The sequence below is a fragment of the Phyllobacterium sp. CCNWLW183 genome (genome assembly GCF_037203775.1).
GTDB lineage: Bacteria > Pseudomonadota > Alphaproteobacteria > Rhizobiales > Rhizobiaceae > Phyllobacterium > Phyllobacterium ifriqiyense.
In genome coordinates this window covers 47,727-62,417 of record NZ_JBBCBN010000004.1, presented here as the reverse complement: position 1 = coordinate 62,417, position 14,691 = coordinate 47,727, and the positions used below count along the sequence as shown (strand labels likewise).

The window sequence follows — 14,691 nt, the reverse complement described above, 5'->3', positions numbered from 1 at the left end:
TTCTGCGACCGCTCTTTTAGCATCAATACTGCCAGTTTTTAATGTCCAGCAGCGATCGGCGCACCCCACGATGCCCAAACATAGATCGTGAAAAACAGGAACAACCAAACCACGTCAACGAAATGCCAATACCAAGCAGCAGCTTCAAAGCCGAAATGCTTGTCAGGCGTGAAATCGCCTCGGATAGACCGAAGTAGACAGATCGCCAGGAAGATCGTTCCGATGATGACGTGGAAACCATGGAAACCAGTCGCCATGAAGAAGGTGGCACCATAGATCGAATCTTTGAATGCAAATGGCGCATGAATGTATTCATATGCCTGAACAAACGAGAACAGAACGCCAAGGACAACGGTAAGAGCGAGACCCGTTATAAGACCCTTGCGATCATTGTGGATCAAAGCATGGTGTGCCCAGGTCACAGTCGTGCCGGACAGCAACAGAATAACCGTGTTGTAAAGTGGCAGATGCAGTGGATCGAGAACTTCAAGTCCCTTTGGCGGCCACACACCGCCCGTAAATGTCGTGCGAGCCACCTGCTCAACTTCACCCGGGTAAAGGCTGACATCAAAAAATGCCCAGAACCAAGCGGCAAAAAACATCACTTCTGAAGCGATGAACATGATCATGCCATAGCGCAAATGCAACGACACAACGCGGGTATGGTGTCCCTGTTTGCCTTCCTTGATCGTATCCGACCACCAGCCATACATTGTGTAGAGCACAATGACCAAGCCAATGGCGAAAAGCCAAGGTGTGGTCAGATTGGCTTTGAACAGGACAAACTCGCCGCCCTTATTGTATTGCATGAAGCCAATACCGCCGAGGGCAAGGATGAATGCGCCTACCGAGGCAAGGAACGGCCAAGGACTTGGATCGATAATATGATAATCGTGGTTCTTTTGGTGCGCTTCGGCCATGTTAACCCCCGCAAGGTCTGTTTATTGCACTAGACATCAACATCTCCTCAGAGCTGTCCCGATGTCGTTGTCTTGTTCACCTCTGCACTGGCCGCAACGGGCGCAGGCATTGGTATCGGAAAGAAAGTGTAGGATAGCGTAATTGTGTTGACGCCTTTGAGCTCCGGCGCATTTACAATTTCAGGATCGATAAAAAATACGACCGGCATTTCAAGATCTTCGCCCTGCTTCAAGACGGTGTCCGTAAAGCAGAAACATTCAACCTTGTTGAAATATGCGCCGGCAGCCATGGGCGTCACATTGAACAGTGCACGTCCCGAGGTCGGCTGCGATGCGACATTCCTGGCTTCATATTTAATCAGCTTGGTTTCACCGATTTTCAGCGACACGTCCCGCTGCATAGGCTTGAAATCCCATGGCAACCCGCCTGATGTATTGGCATCGAAACGCACCGTGATTGTCTTGTCGAGGATGGTGTCCGACATTTGCTCAACACGTTGTGTCGTACCGCCATAACCAGTAACCTGGCAGAACATTGCATATAATGGCACGGCAGCAAAAGCCATGCCGACCATCCCGAAGAAAAACGCCAGACAAGAAATCGCGATCGTCCGGTCTGAAACCTTACGTTTTGCCACTAGAACTTCTTTATCAGAGCCCGTTTCCATGCTCATCACATAGGCCTGTTCAGGATATTGGCACCAAGCTTGGCCCACGTACCAACATAAACGATAAGGACGAAAGCTGCGAGCGCAAGCGCAAGTGCGAGCGAGCGGCTGCGTCGAGCGCGCTTCTGCTTGTCACTTAATGTTATGCGGTCATCACTCATTTAAACACCCAGAACCAGAAGTGCTTTACGCACAAGTATCTCGCCGAGCAGGACGGCGTAGAGACTGAAGAGATAGAAGATGGAAAATGCGAACATTTTCTTTGCAGGCTTGATCATTGGCTCGCCGATTTCCGCGCGCCACACGGTCCAGGCGTAAACCAAAAACGCAAAGCCCATCGCAATCGAAAACACGCCATAAACGGGTCCAGCGAAACCCATAATCCAAGGCAGAACCGCCACCGGCGCAACCAGAATTGTATATAGCCAGATCTGAAACTTCGTTGAAGCTTCGCCCATGACATTGGGCATCATCGGGATTTTAGCCTTCTCGTAATCATCGGACATGAACAGCGACAGCGCCCAGAAATGGGGTGGCGTCCATAGAAAGATAATCAGAAAAAGAACAATGCTTTCCATGCTGACCGAACCAGTCACAGCAGCCCAGCCAATCATTGGCGGGAAAGCCCCTGCCGCGCCGCCAATAACGATGTTTTGCGGTGTAGAGCGCTTCAGCCACATTGTATAAACGACGGCGTAGAAGAAGATCGTGAAGGCCAGCAAGAACGCCGACAGCAAATTGACAAACAGACCGAGAGTCAAAACGGAGAAAATTGAAAGCAGCAGGCCAAAAGTCAGCGCTTCATCGCGGGAGAGCCGGCCAGCTGGTATTGGACGTTTGGCTGTGCGCTTCATCACCGCGTCAATATCGGCATCATACCACATATTGAGAGCGCCGGAGGCGCCAGCGCCAACAGCGATGCAAAGGATCGCAATGGCGGCAATTACCGGATTAATGTGGCCCGGCGCTGCCATCAAACCAACAAAACCCGTAAACACGACCAGCGACATGACGCGTGGTTTGAGAAGCGCAATATAGTCTGATGCACTGGCTTCAGAGAGGCCAATGTTTGCATCCAGTGTTGCGTGTTTCTCAATCAATGACATGCGCTCGATCTTACAAAAGTTCAGTTTCGTTCAGGAGATAACCGGACTGTATGAATCAGCCCGGTTATCATGATCATTTACTTAATACGTGGAAGCTGTTCCCACTGATGGAAAGGCGGAGGCGATGAAAGCTGCCATTCCAGAGTGGTTGCACCTACGCCCCATGGGTTCGCACCGGCTTCGCGCTTCTTGGCAAATGCTTCAAACACGCCAAAGAGGAAGATGAGAACGGCGACACCGGAAATGTATGAGCCGATGGACGATACTTCATTCCAACCCTGGAAAGCATCTGGATAGTCGATATAGCGACGTGGCATACCGGCAAGCCCAAGGAAATGCTGCGGGAAGAACACCAGATTCACACCAATGAAGGTGACCCAGAAATGCGTGTGGGCAATCGTGTGGTTATACATGTAGCCCGTCATCTTCGGGAACCAGTAGTACCAGCCAGCGAAGATACCAAACACAGCACCCAGTGACAGAACATAATGGAAGTGGGCAACAACGTAGTAGGTGTCGTGCATCGCACGGTCCAGGCCCGCATTAGCCAGCTGCACACCTGTCACACCACCGACGGTGAACAGGAAGATGAAGCCAATTGCCCAAACCATTGGAGGTTTGAATTCAATCGATCCGCCCCACATGGTCGCAATCCATGAGAAAATCTTAACGCCAGTTGGAACAGCGATAACCATCGTTGCGAAAACGAAATAGCGTTGTGTGTCGAGCGAAAGACCAACCGTGTACATATGGTGCGCCCATACGATGAAACCTACAACGCCGATGGCGACCATGGCATAGGCCATGCCGAGATAGCCAAAAATAGGCTTTCTCGAGAAGGTCGATATGATGTGGCTGACGATGCCGAAGGCTGGCAAAATCATGATGTACACTTCTGGATGACCGAAGAACCAGAAAAGATGCTGGAACAGGATCGGGTCACCGCCGCCTTCAGGCGCGAAGAATGTCGTGCCAAAATTGCGGTCCGTCAGCAGCATGGTGATACCACCAGCAAGAACCGGCAAAGCGAGCAGCAGCAGGAAGGCAGTAATCAACACCGACCATGCGAACAGCGGCATCTTGTGCAGGGTCATGCCCGGAGCGCGCATATTGAAGATCGTGGTGATAAAGTTGATCGCACCGAGAATGGACGAGGCGCCAGCAATGTGGAGTGACAGGATTGCCAGATCCATCGCCGGACCAGGCTGACCTGTGGTCGAAAGCGGCGGATAGATCGTCCAGCCACCGCCTGTACCGTAACCACCGGCTGGACCGGGAACGAACAATGACAGAAGCAGAAGAATCAGAGCTGGCGGGAGCAACCAGAACGAAATGTTGTTCATACGTGGAAATGCCATGTCTGGCGCACCGATCATGATCGGCACCATCCAGTTGGCAAAACCACCGATCAAGGCGGGCATAACCATGAAGAAAATCATGATAAGGCCGTGAGCTGTGGTGAACACAAGGTACATGTGCTTACCGGCATCGATTGCCGCATCACCCTCGTAGCCGTAGACCATGGCAGCAAGACCATGGAAAATCTGAATACCGGGCTCCTGGAGCTCGGCACGCATGGCAATCGAAAGCGCGCCGCCGATTATACCCGCGATGATCGCGAAAATCAGATAAAGCGTTCCGATATCCTTATGGTTGGTCGAATTGACCCAACGAGTCCAACCACTGGGTTTGTGGTCGTGATGATCGTCGTGGGCTTCGTGAGCAGCTGAACCTGCCATGAGATAGCTCCCGTTCCTCAAATGCAAAGCGCAGCTGACTTAGTTGCCAGCCACATTGATATTCTTGCCATCATCGATTGATGCAGCGAGTGTTTTATAGGCTCCCGGCAAATCACTGCCAGCGGCCGCGTACCATGCGTTGTACTGCTGCTCCGATACGACACGGATCGCGATAGGCATGAAAGCATGATCCTTGCCGCAGATTTCCGAGCACTGGCCGTAATAGAGGCCTTCTTTGTCAGCCTTGAACCAGGTCTCATTCAAGCGACCCGGTACAGCATCGATCTTCACGCCGAATGCAGGCATTGCGAAAGCATGAATGACGTCAGCGCCAGTCGCAAGGATGCGAACAGTCGTATTCACCGGAACGACCATTTCATTATCCACAGCCAAGAGCCGCGGATAGGCCTTGATGTCTGCCTTACCTGCAGTTGCGCGGTCGGCATCCTTGAGAATCAGCGAATCAAATGAAAGCGGCGCTTCATTGGCTTGATATTCGTAGCCCCAGTACCACTGGTATCCCGTTGCCTTGATCGTCAGCTTGGGATCTTCAGGCGAATATTGCGCCGTCAGCAACTGGAATGATGGAATGGCAAGGAAAAGAAGAATAACGACAGGACCGACAGTCCAGACGATCTCAACAGCAGTATTGTGGCTCGTCTTTGACGGAACGGGATTGGCACTGGCGCGATAGCGGAACATCACCCAGGCCAGCAATATCATCACAAAAATCGTGATTGGAATGATAAACCACAGCGTATAGTGCTCAAACCAGACGATCTGCTCCATAATGCCGGATGCAGCTGGCTGGAATGTCATTTGCCATGGCTCTGGTTGCGCCGCGATGGCCGTACCGGCACTCAGGAAGCTACCCAGGACACCGGCCAGCTTGACAATATTCTTCTTCACCTAGAGATCTCCCGAATGAAGCATCAGTTCCATACGTTAATGCCGGACGTTCGAGGCCCGGTCGCATGTCGCGTTCAAACCACACATTAGCCTACATCGCAAGGAAGGCGAACGTGATCTCATGCGGCATTTTTGCGCGCAGCTTGTCATCGAAATGCGCCAACCTATGAAAGTTGCGATTTTTTAACGCTAGCTCACCATTTTCCGGGATAAGTATGAAGGAGGCCCACAATGCAGCCATTTTTGCATTACAACACAAGATTGGCTGTCATACCTTGGGGAGTGTTCGTGCAGCATTCTTTTCATCCGGTTCCCGGCGGTCTAACGTCTGGATGATTCGTTTTGGAGCCACCATGTCCATTTTAGCCCTTCGCAATATAGCTGCTGGTATTTTTGCCCTGTCCCTGACTGCCCTTTCCGGCAGCGCACTGGCAGCGCCGCAAAGCGGGACTGTCAAATCAACCCACGGTGCCTGGTCTATTCTTTGCGATACGCCGGCAGGCGCAAAATCAGAACAATGCGCGCTCATCCAGAACGTTGTCGCTGCAGATCGTCCCGAAATGGGTCTTTCCGTGGTGGTGCTGAAAACCGCCGACAACAAAGCAAAGATATTGCGCGTCCTTGCTCCGCTGGGCGTTCTCCTTCCGAATGGTCTTGGTCTTAATGTTGACGGCAAGGATATTGGCCGCGCTTATTTCGTGCGCTGCTTTGAAGATGGCTGTTACGCGGAAGTCATTTTGGAAGAACAGCTGGTTCAGACCCTCAAAACCGGCAAGGCTGCAACCTTCATCGTGTTCCAGACGCCTGAAGAGGGTATCGGCATTCCGGTGGAGCTCAACGGTTTCGGCGAAGGCTTCGACGCCCTCCCCTGATCTTTCCTTAAGATAGCGGTTGTCGCGCGCAGCCCGAAGGCTTACATCCGGTACACCCAAATGAAACCGGACCGGATATAATGAAAAGCCTGATCGATAGTTTCGATGCACCTCGCGAAAAAATTCTGGATACTGTCAAGCAGTCGCTGAACGGCGCTGATGATGGCGAATTGTTCATCGAGTATCGCGAATCGGAAGGTCTCGTCTTTGACAATGGCCGGTTGAAGAACGGCTCGTTTAATCAAGATCAAGGTTTTGGGCTTCGCGCTGTGGCAGGTGATGCCGTGGGCTATGCTCATGCCGGTGAACTATCGCTGGGCGCGTTAAAACGCGCTGCCGATGCTGCCTCTGCGGTCACGACCGGCTATGCCGGCGCATATACGGCGGCGCCCCCCGGAACCAATAGCAGCCTGTACAGCGACGAAAACCCGCTTGGGTCACCCGGCTTTGAAGCCAAGGTGAAATTGCTGCAGGAAATCGACGCCTATCTGCGTGCCAAAGACCCCAAAGTTCGACAAGTCTCCGTGTCGCTGGCCGGATCATGGCAGCAAGTCGAGATTTTGCGGGCCGATGGCCATTTCGTTCGCGATGTTCGCCCGATGGTGCGCCTGAATGTTTCGGTTGTCGTGGGAAGTGGTGACCGGCAGGAAAGCGGCACTTATGGCGCTGGCGGACGCAAGGGGTTTGGCGAATTCATTGCCACCGATAAATGGCAATATGCTGCAGATGAAGCACTGCGTCAGGCGCTGGTCAACCTTGAAGCCATTCCAGCTCCAGCCGGTACGTTCGATATCGTTCTTTCAAGCGGATGGCCCGGTGTCATGCTGCACGAGGCCGTGGGTCACGGCCTCGAAGGTGATTTCAACCGGAAAAAGACATCGGCGTTTGCCGGTCTGCTTGGCCAGCAAGTGGCTTCCAAAGGCGTAACAGTGGTCGATGACGGTACGATTTCGGAACGCCGCGGCTCGCTTACCGTTGACGATGAAGGAATGCCGACAAACAAGACCGTGCTGATCGATGACGGTATTCTTGTCGGCTATATGCAGGATCGCCAGAATGCGCGGCTGATGGGCATGCAACCCACCGGCAATGGACGGCGCGAATCATATGCCCATGCGCCAATGCCCCGCATGACCAATACTTATATGCTTGGCGGGGATAAGACCCCGGACGAAATTATCGCATCCGTGAAAAAGGGCATCTACGCCGTGTCATTTGGCGGTGGCCAGGTGGATATTACCTCAGGCAAGTTCGTTTTCGGCTGTACCGAAGCCTATATGATCGAAAACGGAAAAATCGGCGCGCCTGTCAAAGGTGCAATGCTTATCGGTAATGGCCCTGACGCGATGCAGAGAATATCGATGGTCGGCAATGATTTGCAACTCGATACCGGTATCGGCAATTGTGGCAAAGGCGGTCAATGGGTGCCTGTTGGCGTAGGCCAGCCCCATTTGCGCATGGACCAGATGACCGTAGGCGGAACCACGGTTTAATCTTCCCAATCGATTTTCAAAGAACGCGGGTGTGGCGATCCCTTGCCACGCCCGCTTTTGCGTCTGGCTATTGAGATGGTGGGAAAGACGGGCGGTCATCGAAGCGCGTCTTTGTAGTAGGTTAAGCGATCCGAAGACCGCCCGTCCGGCGATTTTGCTTTCTGCCCGTTCCGCTTGGGAGGCCTCGGCTACCCAAGGCATGCCATTTGCGGCGCGCCATGCGTTAGCCTTGTGCCCCTTAAAGTGCTCGTCCAGCACACGCCGTTCCTAGTAACGGCAGGGGAACCCTTGGACAGAACTTCCCCGGATAGCGGGTCCGTAACCCGCCATCGGAGGCGCCCATCCTTCCCCAAACTTCGAACGGCTCCGGAAGCTGTTCCCCGCAGGAAGGACAGGAACAGAATAGTTCAGTGCCAGAGCTGTTGGATAAGTTTGTCGAGATTATTTTTGGAAAGTCTGATTTGCACAAGCTAAGTGCGTCCTTCGACAAGCTCAAGATGAGGGAGGTCGATTGATTGCAGGGCGCCAACTCTTGCAACGCTAGCAAGTTGTCTCTGCAACCCACAAAACTTCCCTCATGGTGAGCTTGTCGAACCACGCATTACATCAATGCCCCCCTTGCGCGCTCTTGAGCTTGCCTGAGGGGCGAACCACAATCAACTCAAGTGCAGTCAACAAACACTCTTATGGTCGGGCCGCAATCGAGGTTAGAGCGAGTAACTCGCAACCTATTTCTTGCTAAGCAAAGCCACGGCTTCCACATGTGACGACCAGAGGAATTGATCAACCGGCACAACGCGATCAATCTTATATCCCCCCTTGACGAGAATGCTCAGATCCCGTGCCAAAGTAACCGGGTTACAGGAAACCGCAGCCACCTTTGAAACCGATGATTTGGCGATTTCGATTGCCTGTGCTTCGGCACCGGCGCGGGGCGGATCAAAAACGAGACCATTAAATGGTGCAAGTTCTCGCGCCAGAAACGGGCGACGGAACAAATCACGTCGCTCGACACTAACCGGCTTCAATCCCTGTACGAAACGGACACTGCGATCAATTGCTGCAACAGCGCCCTGATCGCTCTCTACCGCATGGACGGAAGATTTTTCCGCCATTCTAAAAGCGAAAGTGCCGGAACCACAAAACAGATCCAACGTCTTTTTCGACTTGGCAAGATGCCCGGCTACCAGATTGCACATGGCTTCTTCTGCCTCAGCGGTAGCTTGCAAAAACCCGCCCGGCGGCAAAAACACTGGCACTTTACCAAAATGGACAAGCGGCTTTCGCGGCTCGACAATGATCTCACCTTCAAAAGAGAGGCGCGCAAAATCCTTTTTGATGACCAGTGCCGTTAGTGCCTGCCGCTTTGCAGCATCGGGCGCGCCGCATCCGGAAGCGGTGATATCAAGGCCGGATGCTGTTGACGTCACAGTGAGCTTGAACGGCTTCATGCCCCCGCCCAAAACCGCAACGAGATCGCGCAGATCATCAAGGCGGGATACAATCTCTGGCACCGTGATCGGGCATTCAGCAATGTCGATCAATTCGTGGCTTTGATGTTTATTGAAGCCCAGCACGGCTCCCCGCTCACTGGTACGCACGGCAAATACCGTTCTGCGGCGCGTCTGTGGTGCGCAAGTGACAAGCGGTTCAAGTTTGAACAGCAGTCCCCTGCCGCCAAGTGCATCTTGGACCAGCGATCTTTTCCATTCCTGGTAAGCGCTATCCTGCCAGTGCTGCAATGTGCAGCCACCGCACTCTTCAAAATGCCGACATGCGGGCGCAACCCGCTCCGGTGATGGTTCGATCAAGGCCATCATCGTGGCGCGACCGTTTTCCAAGGCTACGTTGGCAACCTCTCCCGGCAGGGAAAATGGCACATAGGCGCTGCCAGCGGCCGTGGCAGCAATGCCGTCGCCCCCGGCGCCCATCCGTTCGATTGTTACGCGCGTGCTCATTGATCTTGTCTTTTCAGTTTTTGCTTTTAATACCGGCCAGAAGAAATTCACGGTTGCCATCGCCACCCTCTATGGGTGAAGGGCAAAGCCCCAATGCTTTCCAGCCCGGCAATTGATCCAACCAGTCTCTTAGATCATTTGCGACGCGAATCCCATCCTCTGGATTGCGCAAAATGCCGCCCTTGCCAATTGCATCGCGGCCAGCCTCAAATTGCGGCTTCACCAGCAGCACACAATGAGCGCCATTTTCGGCCAGATCGAGCGCAGGGGGCAAAGCCAGCTTTAGGGAAATAAAGCTTACATCCGAGACAACCAGATCAATATTCCGGCCCTCAAGATGGTCACGCGCAAGAGCACGCGCATTGAGATTTTCAAGGTTAGTAACACGCGGATCAGAGGCGATGCGAGAATGAAGCTGGGCTGTTCCAACATCAACCGCAATCACATGCTGCGCGCCGCGCTCCAACAGGACCTGTGTGAAACCACCGGTTGAGGCACCTATGTCCAGAGCAATTCCTGTTACAGCAATGGCGAAATGATCCAGTGCTGCAATAAGTTTCAATGCTGCACGGGAAACATAAGCACTTGCGGGATCATCGACTGCAATCACTGCGGTTTCAGCCACCGCAGTGCCCGGTTTGGAAACGACAGAGCCATCAATCGTGACAGTACCGCGCATAATAGCGTCTCGTGCCCGCGACCGCGTGGTAAAGAGCCCGCGCTCCACCAGAAGTTGATCGAGGCGCATCAATTGAATTCAGGGACGGGCAGGCGCAACCATATGGTTACGTCCAAGTGCACCAAACACCGCTTCCACAATTCCAGCACTATCAAGACCGGCACGGGCATAAAGCACTTCGGGCTTGGCATGATCGAGGTAAATATCCGGAAGCGTCAATGTGCGAACGCGCAATCCCTGATCGAGAAGACCATCACGACTGAGGAAGTGGAGGACATGGGAGGCAAAACCGCCAATGGCACCCTCTTCAACTGTCACGAGCACTTCGTGTTCTCTGGCCAGACGACGGATCAGATCCTCATCCAGCGGTTTGGCAAACCGTGCATCGGCGACAGTCGTTGAAAGTCCCGCCGCATTGAGTTCATCGGCAGCCATCAAGCACTCGGCCAACCGCGTACCAAAGGATAGAAGCGCAATTTTGCTTCCTTCACGGACAATGCGTCCCTTGCCGATCTCGAGAATGCTCCCTCGCTCTGGCAGGTCGATACCGATACCATCGCCGCGTGGATAGCGGAACGAAATCGGGCCTTCATTATACTCAGCAGCGGTACGCACCATATGACGCAGTTCCGCCTCATCCGAGGCGGCCATAACGACAAAGCCGGGAAGCGCAGCGAGAAAGCCAGTATCGAAAGAACCGGCATGAGTGGCTCCGTCGGCTCCTACAAGACCGGCGCGATCAATGGGAAAGCGTACCGGCAGATTTTGCAATGACACATCATGCACAACCTGATCATAGCCGCGCTGCAGGAAGGTTGAGTAAATCGCCGCGAAAGGCTTCAAACCCTCACTCGCCAAACCTGCCGCAAAAGTAACCGCATGCTGTTCAGCAATGCCCACATCAAATGTACGGTCGGGAAACACTTCGCCAAACAGATCAAGACCTGTCCCACCGGGCATGGCTGCCGTGACAGCGACGATCCTGTCATCGTGGCGGGCTTCCTCAATCAGGCTGGTGGCAAAAATCTTGGTGTAGCTTGGCGCATTTGCCGGGGGCTTTGCCTGTGCGCCAGTAATAACGTCGAACTTGTTCACGCCGTGATATTTGTCAGCAGAAGCTTCCGCCGGGGCATAGCCCTTACCCTTCTGTGTCACCACGTGAATAAGAACAGGTCCGTCCATCGTGTCGCGCACATTTTTTAGTACCGGCAGCAGATGATCCAGATTGTGACCATCAATGGGGCCGACATAATAAAAGCCCAGCTCTTCAAACATTGTTCCGCCCGTCCAGAAGGCACGGGCATATTCTTCCGAGCGCCGGGCTTTCTCCTGCAAGAATTTTGGCAGTTTCTTTGCAAGCTGCTTGGCCGTTTCGCGGAAAGAACGATAGGCGCGGCCCGAAACAAGACGGGCAAGATAGGCACTCATCGCACCGGTTGGCGGAGCAATCGACATATCATTATCATTAAGGATAACGATAAGCCGTGCATCCAGCGCACCGGCATTGTTCATCGCTTCATAAGCCATACCGGCGGACATGGCGCCATCACCAATGACAGAAATAACATTGCGCTTTATGCCCGCAAGGTCACTGGCCACAGCCATGCCAAGGCCGGCCGAAATCGACGTGGAGGAATGCGCCGCGCCAAACGGGTCGTATTCGCTTTCGCTGCGCTTGGTGAAGCCGGAAAGCCCGCCCTCCTGCCGCAGCGTGCGGATGCGATCGCGCCGCCCGGTCAAAATCTTGTGCGGATAGGCCTGATGACCGACATCCCAGATGATGCGGTCATGCGGGGTATCGAAAACATGATGCAAGGCGACAGTCAGTTCAACAACGCCAAGACCTGCACCAAGATGCCCGCCTGTCGTCGACACAGCGTCGATCAGTTCTGTGCGAAGCTCCTGTGCCAATTGCGGAAGGTCGGATTCCGGCAAAGCACGCAGCTGTGAAGGAATGGTCACGCGATCCAATAATGGCGTTTCAGGCTTGTTGTTCACTCTATAAATTCCAGTTTTAGCGTCAGAAATCGACCGGATGCGAGCTGTTGTCCTAGAGCAAATCCCCAGAACCGGCAAGCAGCCGGATTTAACGAAGGCTCACGTCAATTTTCAGGCAAAGGAATGAACTCTTCTTCGTCGCCCGGCACGATATCGAAGCGGCCAGTTCGCCATTCTTCTTTCGCCTGCTCAATACGCTCCTTCGACGAAGAGACAAAATTCCACCAGATATAGCGCTTGGACGATAGGGTAGCGCCGCCAAACAGCATGAAATGTGCGCCTTGCGGAGCAGAAATGATAATCTCGTCACCCGGACGGAAAGCCAAAAGCCGGTCTGCCGGAAAGATTTGCCCCGCAATTTCGACGGGTCCATCCAACGTGTATATGGCACGCTCCTCGGCCGCATTGGCGGGAATCTGGATATGCGCGCCCGGCTCTAGGCGAATATCGACATAAAGCGTTTCGGCATGCTGCTTAACGCCGGAACTTGCGCCATGAAACTGGCCCATGACGACGCGTGCGTCGAGCCCCGATTCTTGAAGCACGGGTAGTCGGCTCGCCTCGGTATTGGCAAAGGTGGGGTCAATTTCTTCCAGATGATCCGGGAGGGCGAGCCATGTCTGCAAACCCGATATGGGCAGCGGCTGCGTACGCAACTCTTCAGGGGACCGCTCGGAGTGGACAATGCCCCGGCCCGCGGTCATCAAATTGACGTCGCCGGGCTTGATGACCATTTCCGTGCCAAGACTATCGCGATGGCGGATATTTCCATCAAACAGATAGGTAACTGTCGACAGGCCGATATGGGGGTGTGGGCGTACATCCAGCGGATCCGTCGGACGAAGGATTGCCGGGCCCATGCGATCAAAGAAGATGAATGGGCCAACCAGCCGTCGCTTGGCGGTCGGCAATGCACGCCGAACTTCCAGGCCGCCAATGTCGCTCGTTCGGGGTATGATCAAGGTTTCGATTGAATCCACGGCGATGGCATCACCAGGTTCAGGATCGTTACCGGGGAAAAAGCTCATGGGAGGCAGCTCCAGACTGTTACAGTCCTAATCATAGCTGCTCATTTACAAGGTGAACAGCCTGCGCTGGTGTCACTCCGGATCGAGCGGCTCTGTACCCACCGGCTGACCGTCACGGCCAAGCTTGATCTTTTCCACCTTGTCTTCGGCGGATTTCAACAGGGCGTCGCAATGCTTCTTGAGCGCTTCACCGCGTTCGTAGATTCGAATTGACTGTTCCAACGGCACATCGCCGCGTTCCAGATCATCAACAATCTTTTCCAGCTGATCGAGCGCCTGCTCGAAACTCATGGCAGCGATATCGGAGTTGTTCGGTGTATCGGCCATTTATCATCCTTCCATCAAGCGTTTGATATGTGCGCCTGCGGAGAGCGACATACCCTTGAGGTCGTACCCGCCTTCCAGAAGACTGACAAGACGGTTTGATGCGTAGCTCCCAGCTCTTTCCATAAGCTTGCCGGTTGCCCAGTCAAAATCATCCTCATTCAGGTTTATTTCCGCAAGAGGATCGCGATGATGCGCATCAAACCCGGCGGAGACAATAATCAGCTCCGGCTGGAATGCGTCGAGCGACGGCAAAATACGTGTGTTGAACGCCTCGCGGAAATGTTCGCTGCCAGTGTCCGGATCAAGCGGCGCATTGACAATATTGCCGACGCCTGTTTCGCTTTTGGCTCCGGAGCCCGGATAAAGCGGCATCTGATGCGTTGAGCAATAAAGCACCGATGGGTCTTCCCAGAATATATCCTGTGTACCATTGCCATGATGCACGTCCCAATCAACGATCGCCACGCGCGCAATACCATGGGCCTTTTGCGCATGCCGGGCAGCGATAGCGGCATTGTTGAAGAGGCAGAACCCCATCGCCCTGTCACGTTCGGCATGATGGCCCGGGGGCCGTGACGCCACGAATACATTATCCGCCCTGCCGGAAAACACATCATCAACCGCAGCATTGGCCGCACCAATCGCTGAAAGCGCTGCTTCCCAGCTCTTTGGACTAACAGTCGTATCAGAATCGACACGAGTGAGCCCCTCTTGCGGTATCGTCATGCGAACGCGTTCCAGATAAGTTTCTGGATGGGCATAAAGAATGGTCGCTTCGTCGCCCATGGGCGCCTGAACGCGGTCCAACCCATCAAATGCGTGATCGTCCAATACTTTGCCAAGCGCGCGCAAACGATCCGGCCGTTCTGGGTGGCCTGCAGGCGTCAAGTGCTCAAGATAAATCGGATGAGTGTAAAGACGTGTGACCATAGGGCTTCCGGGTAAAGAAAAGGGGGCCATGCAAATCTGCACAGCCCCTTGCAGTTACACAAGC

The 14,691-nt window shown here is 53.8% G+C and carries 14 protein-coding genes; 2 read left to right on the top strand and 12 right to left on the bottom strand.

The features are described 5' to 3' along the window. Window positions 1–38: 38 nt before the first annotated feature. From V9K95_RS10660 to coxB, 6 genes are all read right to left on the bottom strand, one after another. The gene (locus tag V9K95_RS10660) at window positions 39–920 is read right to left on the bottom strand and encodes a cytochrome c oxidase subunit 3 (protein ID WP_115052106.1); all 882 of its coding nucleotides are present in this window, start codon (window positions 918–920) and stop codon (window positions 39–41) included. Window positions 921–967: 47 nt separating this feature from the next. Continuing rightward, entirely contained in the window at window positions 968–1,588 is a 621-nt protein-coding gene (locus tag V9K95_RS10655; RefSeq protein WP_370878859.1) for a cytochrome c oxidase assembly protein, read from the bottom strand. Window positions 1,589–1,593: 5 nt separating this feature from the next. Beyond that, complete coding sequence (locus tag V9K95_RS10650; protein ID WP_307283337.1) at window positions 1,594–1,749, bottom strand: hypothetical protein; 156 nt, start codon at window positions 1,747–1,749, stop codon at window positions 1,594–1,596. Continuing rightward, window positions 1,750–2,694: a heme o synthase gene (locus V9K95_RS10645; RefSeq protein ID WP_336440768.1), complete on the bottom strand. Its 945-nt coding sequence runs from the start codon at window positions 2,692–2,694 to the stop codon at window positions 1,750–1,752. Window positions 2,695–2,771: 77 nt separating this feature from the next. Beyond that, on the bottom strand, window positions 2,772–4,433 hold the full coding sequence (ctaD, locus tag V9K95_RS10640) for a cytochrome c oxidase subunit I (RefSeq protein WP_115052112.1): 1,662 nt from the start codon (window positions 4,431–4,433) through the stop codon (window positions 2,772–2,774). Between the two features lie 39 nt (window positions 4,434–4,472). Beyond that, window positions 4,473–5,342 carry a cytochrome c oxidase subunit II gene (coxB, locus tag V9K95_RS10635; RefSeq protein ID WP_307283329.1) on the bottom strand — a complete coding sequence of 290 codons (870 nt, stop codon included), beginning with the start codon at window positions 5,340–5,342 and terminating at the stop codon, window positions 4,473–4,475. Between the two features lie 353 nt (window positions 5,343–5,695). Between coxB and V9K95_RS10630 the strand changes: the two genes are divergently transcribed. Next, window positions 5,696–6,214: an invasion associated locus B family protein gene (locus V9K95_RS10630; RefSeq protein ID WP_115052212.1), complete on the top strand. Its 519-nt coding sequence runs from the start codon at window positions 5,696–5,698 to the stop codon at window positions 6,212–6,214. Between the two features lie 80 nt (window positions 6,215–6,294). Beyond that, on the top strand, window positions 6,295–7,707 hold the full coding sequence (tldD, locus tag V9K95_RS10625) for a metalloprotease TldD (RefSeq protein ID WP_336440767.1): 1,413 nt from the start codon (window positions 6,295–6,297) through the stop codon (window positions 7,705–7,707). Between the two features lie 728 nt (window positions 7,708–8,435). On the opposite strand, the gene V9K95_RS10620 is transcribed toward tldD, so the two are convergent. From V9K95_RS10620 to V9K95_RS10595, 6 genes are all read right to left on the bottom strand, one after another. Next, complete coding sequence (locus tag V9K95_RS10620; protein ID WP_336440766.1) at window positions 8,436–9,665, bottom strand: class I SAM-dependent RNA methyltransferase; 1,230 nt, start codon at window positions 9,663–9,665, stop codon at window positions 8,436–8,438. 13 nt (window positions 9,666–9,678) lie between these two features. Then, window positions 9,679–10,413, bottom strand: a complete 735-nt coding sequence (locus tag V9K95_RS10615; protein ID WP_336440765.1) for a TlyA family RNA methyltransferase — start codon at window positions 10,411–10,413, stop codon at window positions 9,679–9,681. Window positions 10,414–10,422: 9 nt separating this feature from the next. Beyond that, on the bottom strand, window positions 10,423–12,342 hold the full coding sequence (dxs, locus tag V9K95_RS10610; RefSeq protein ID WP_336440764.1) for a 1-deoxy-D-xylulose-5-phosphate synthase: 1,920 nt from the start codon (window positions 12,340–12,342) through the stop codon (window positions 10,423–10,425). Between the two features lie 104 nt (window positions 12,343–12,446). Beyond that, complete coding sequence (locus V9K95_RS10605; protein WP_115052123.1) at window positions 12,447–13,370, bottom strand: pirin family protein; 924 nt, start codon at window positions 13,368–13,370, stop codon at window positions 12,447–12,449. 72 nt (window positions 13,371–13,442) lie between these two features. Beyond that, window positions 13,443–13,697 (bottom strand): exodeoxyribonuclease VII small subunit, encoded by a 255-nt coding sequence (locus tag V9K95_RS10600; protein ID WP_008125256.1) that lies wholly within the window; start codon window positions 13,695–13,697, stop codon window positions 13,443–13,445. Between the two features lie 3 nt (window positions 13,698–13,700). Next, complete coding sequence (locus V9K95_RS10595) at window positions 13,701–14,627, bottom strand: histone deacetylase family protein (protein WP_336440763.1); 927 nt, start codon at window positions 14,625–14,627, stop codon at window positions 13,701–13,703. Window positions 14,628–14,691: the final 64 nt, after the last annotated feature.

Excerpts from the sequence above, each read along its gene's own strand:
- V9K95_RS10660 (WP_115052106.1), bottom strand. The coding sequence starts at position 920 with ATGGCCGAAGCGCACCAAAAGAACCACGATTATCATATTATCGATCCA.
- V9K95_RS10655 (WP_370878859.1), bottom strand. The coding sequence starts at position 1,588 with ATGGAAACGGGCTCTGATAAAGAAGTTCTAGTGGCAAAACGTAAGGTT.
- V9K95_RS10650 (WP_307283337.1), bottom strand. The coding sequence starts at position 1,749 with ATGAGTGATGACCGCATAACATTAAGTGACAAGCAGAAGCGCGCTCGA.
- V9K95_RS10645 (WP_336440768.1), bottom strand. The coding sequence starts at position 2,694 with ATGTCATTGATTGAGAAACACGCAACACTGGATGCAAACATTGGCCTC.
- ctaD (WP_115052112.1), bottom strand. The coding sequence starts at position 4,433 with ATGGCAGGTTCAGCTGCTCACGAAGCCCACGACGATCATCACGACCAC.
- V9K95_RS10630 (WP_115052212.1), top strand. The coding sequence starts at position 5,696 with ATGTCCATTTTAGCCCTTCGCAATATAGCTGCTGGTATTTTTGCCCTG.
- tldD (WP_336440767.1), top strand. The coding sequence starts at position 6,295 with ATGAAAAGCCTGATCGATAGTTTCGATGCACCTCGCGAAAAAATTCTG.
- V9K95_RS10620 (WP_336440766.1), bottom strand. The coding sequence starts at position 9,665 with ATGAGCACGCGCGTAACAATCGAACGGATGGGCGCCGGGGGCGACGGC.
- V9K95_RS10615 (WP_336440765.1), bottom strand. The coding sequence starts at position 10,413 with ATGCGCCTCGATCAACTTCTGGTGGAGCGCGGGCTCTTTACCACGCGG.
- V9K95_RS10605 (WP_115052123.1), bottom strand. The coding sequence starts at position 13,370 with ATGAGCTTTTTCCCCGGTAACGATCCTGAACCTGGTGATGCCATCGCC.
- V9K95_RS10600 (WP_008125256.1), bottom strand. The coding sequence starts at position 13,697 with ATGGCCGATACACCGAACAACTCCGATATCGCTGCCATGAGTTTCGAG.
- V9K95_RS10595 (WP_336440763.1), bottom strand. The coding sequence starts at position 14,627 with ATGGTCACACGTCTTTACACTCATCCGATTTATCTTGAGCACTTGACG.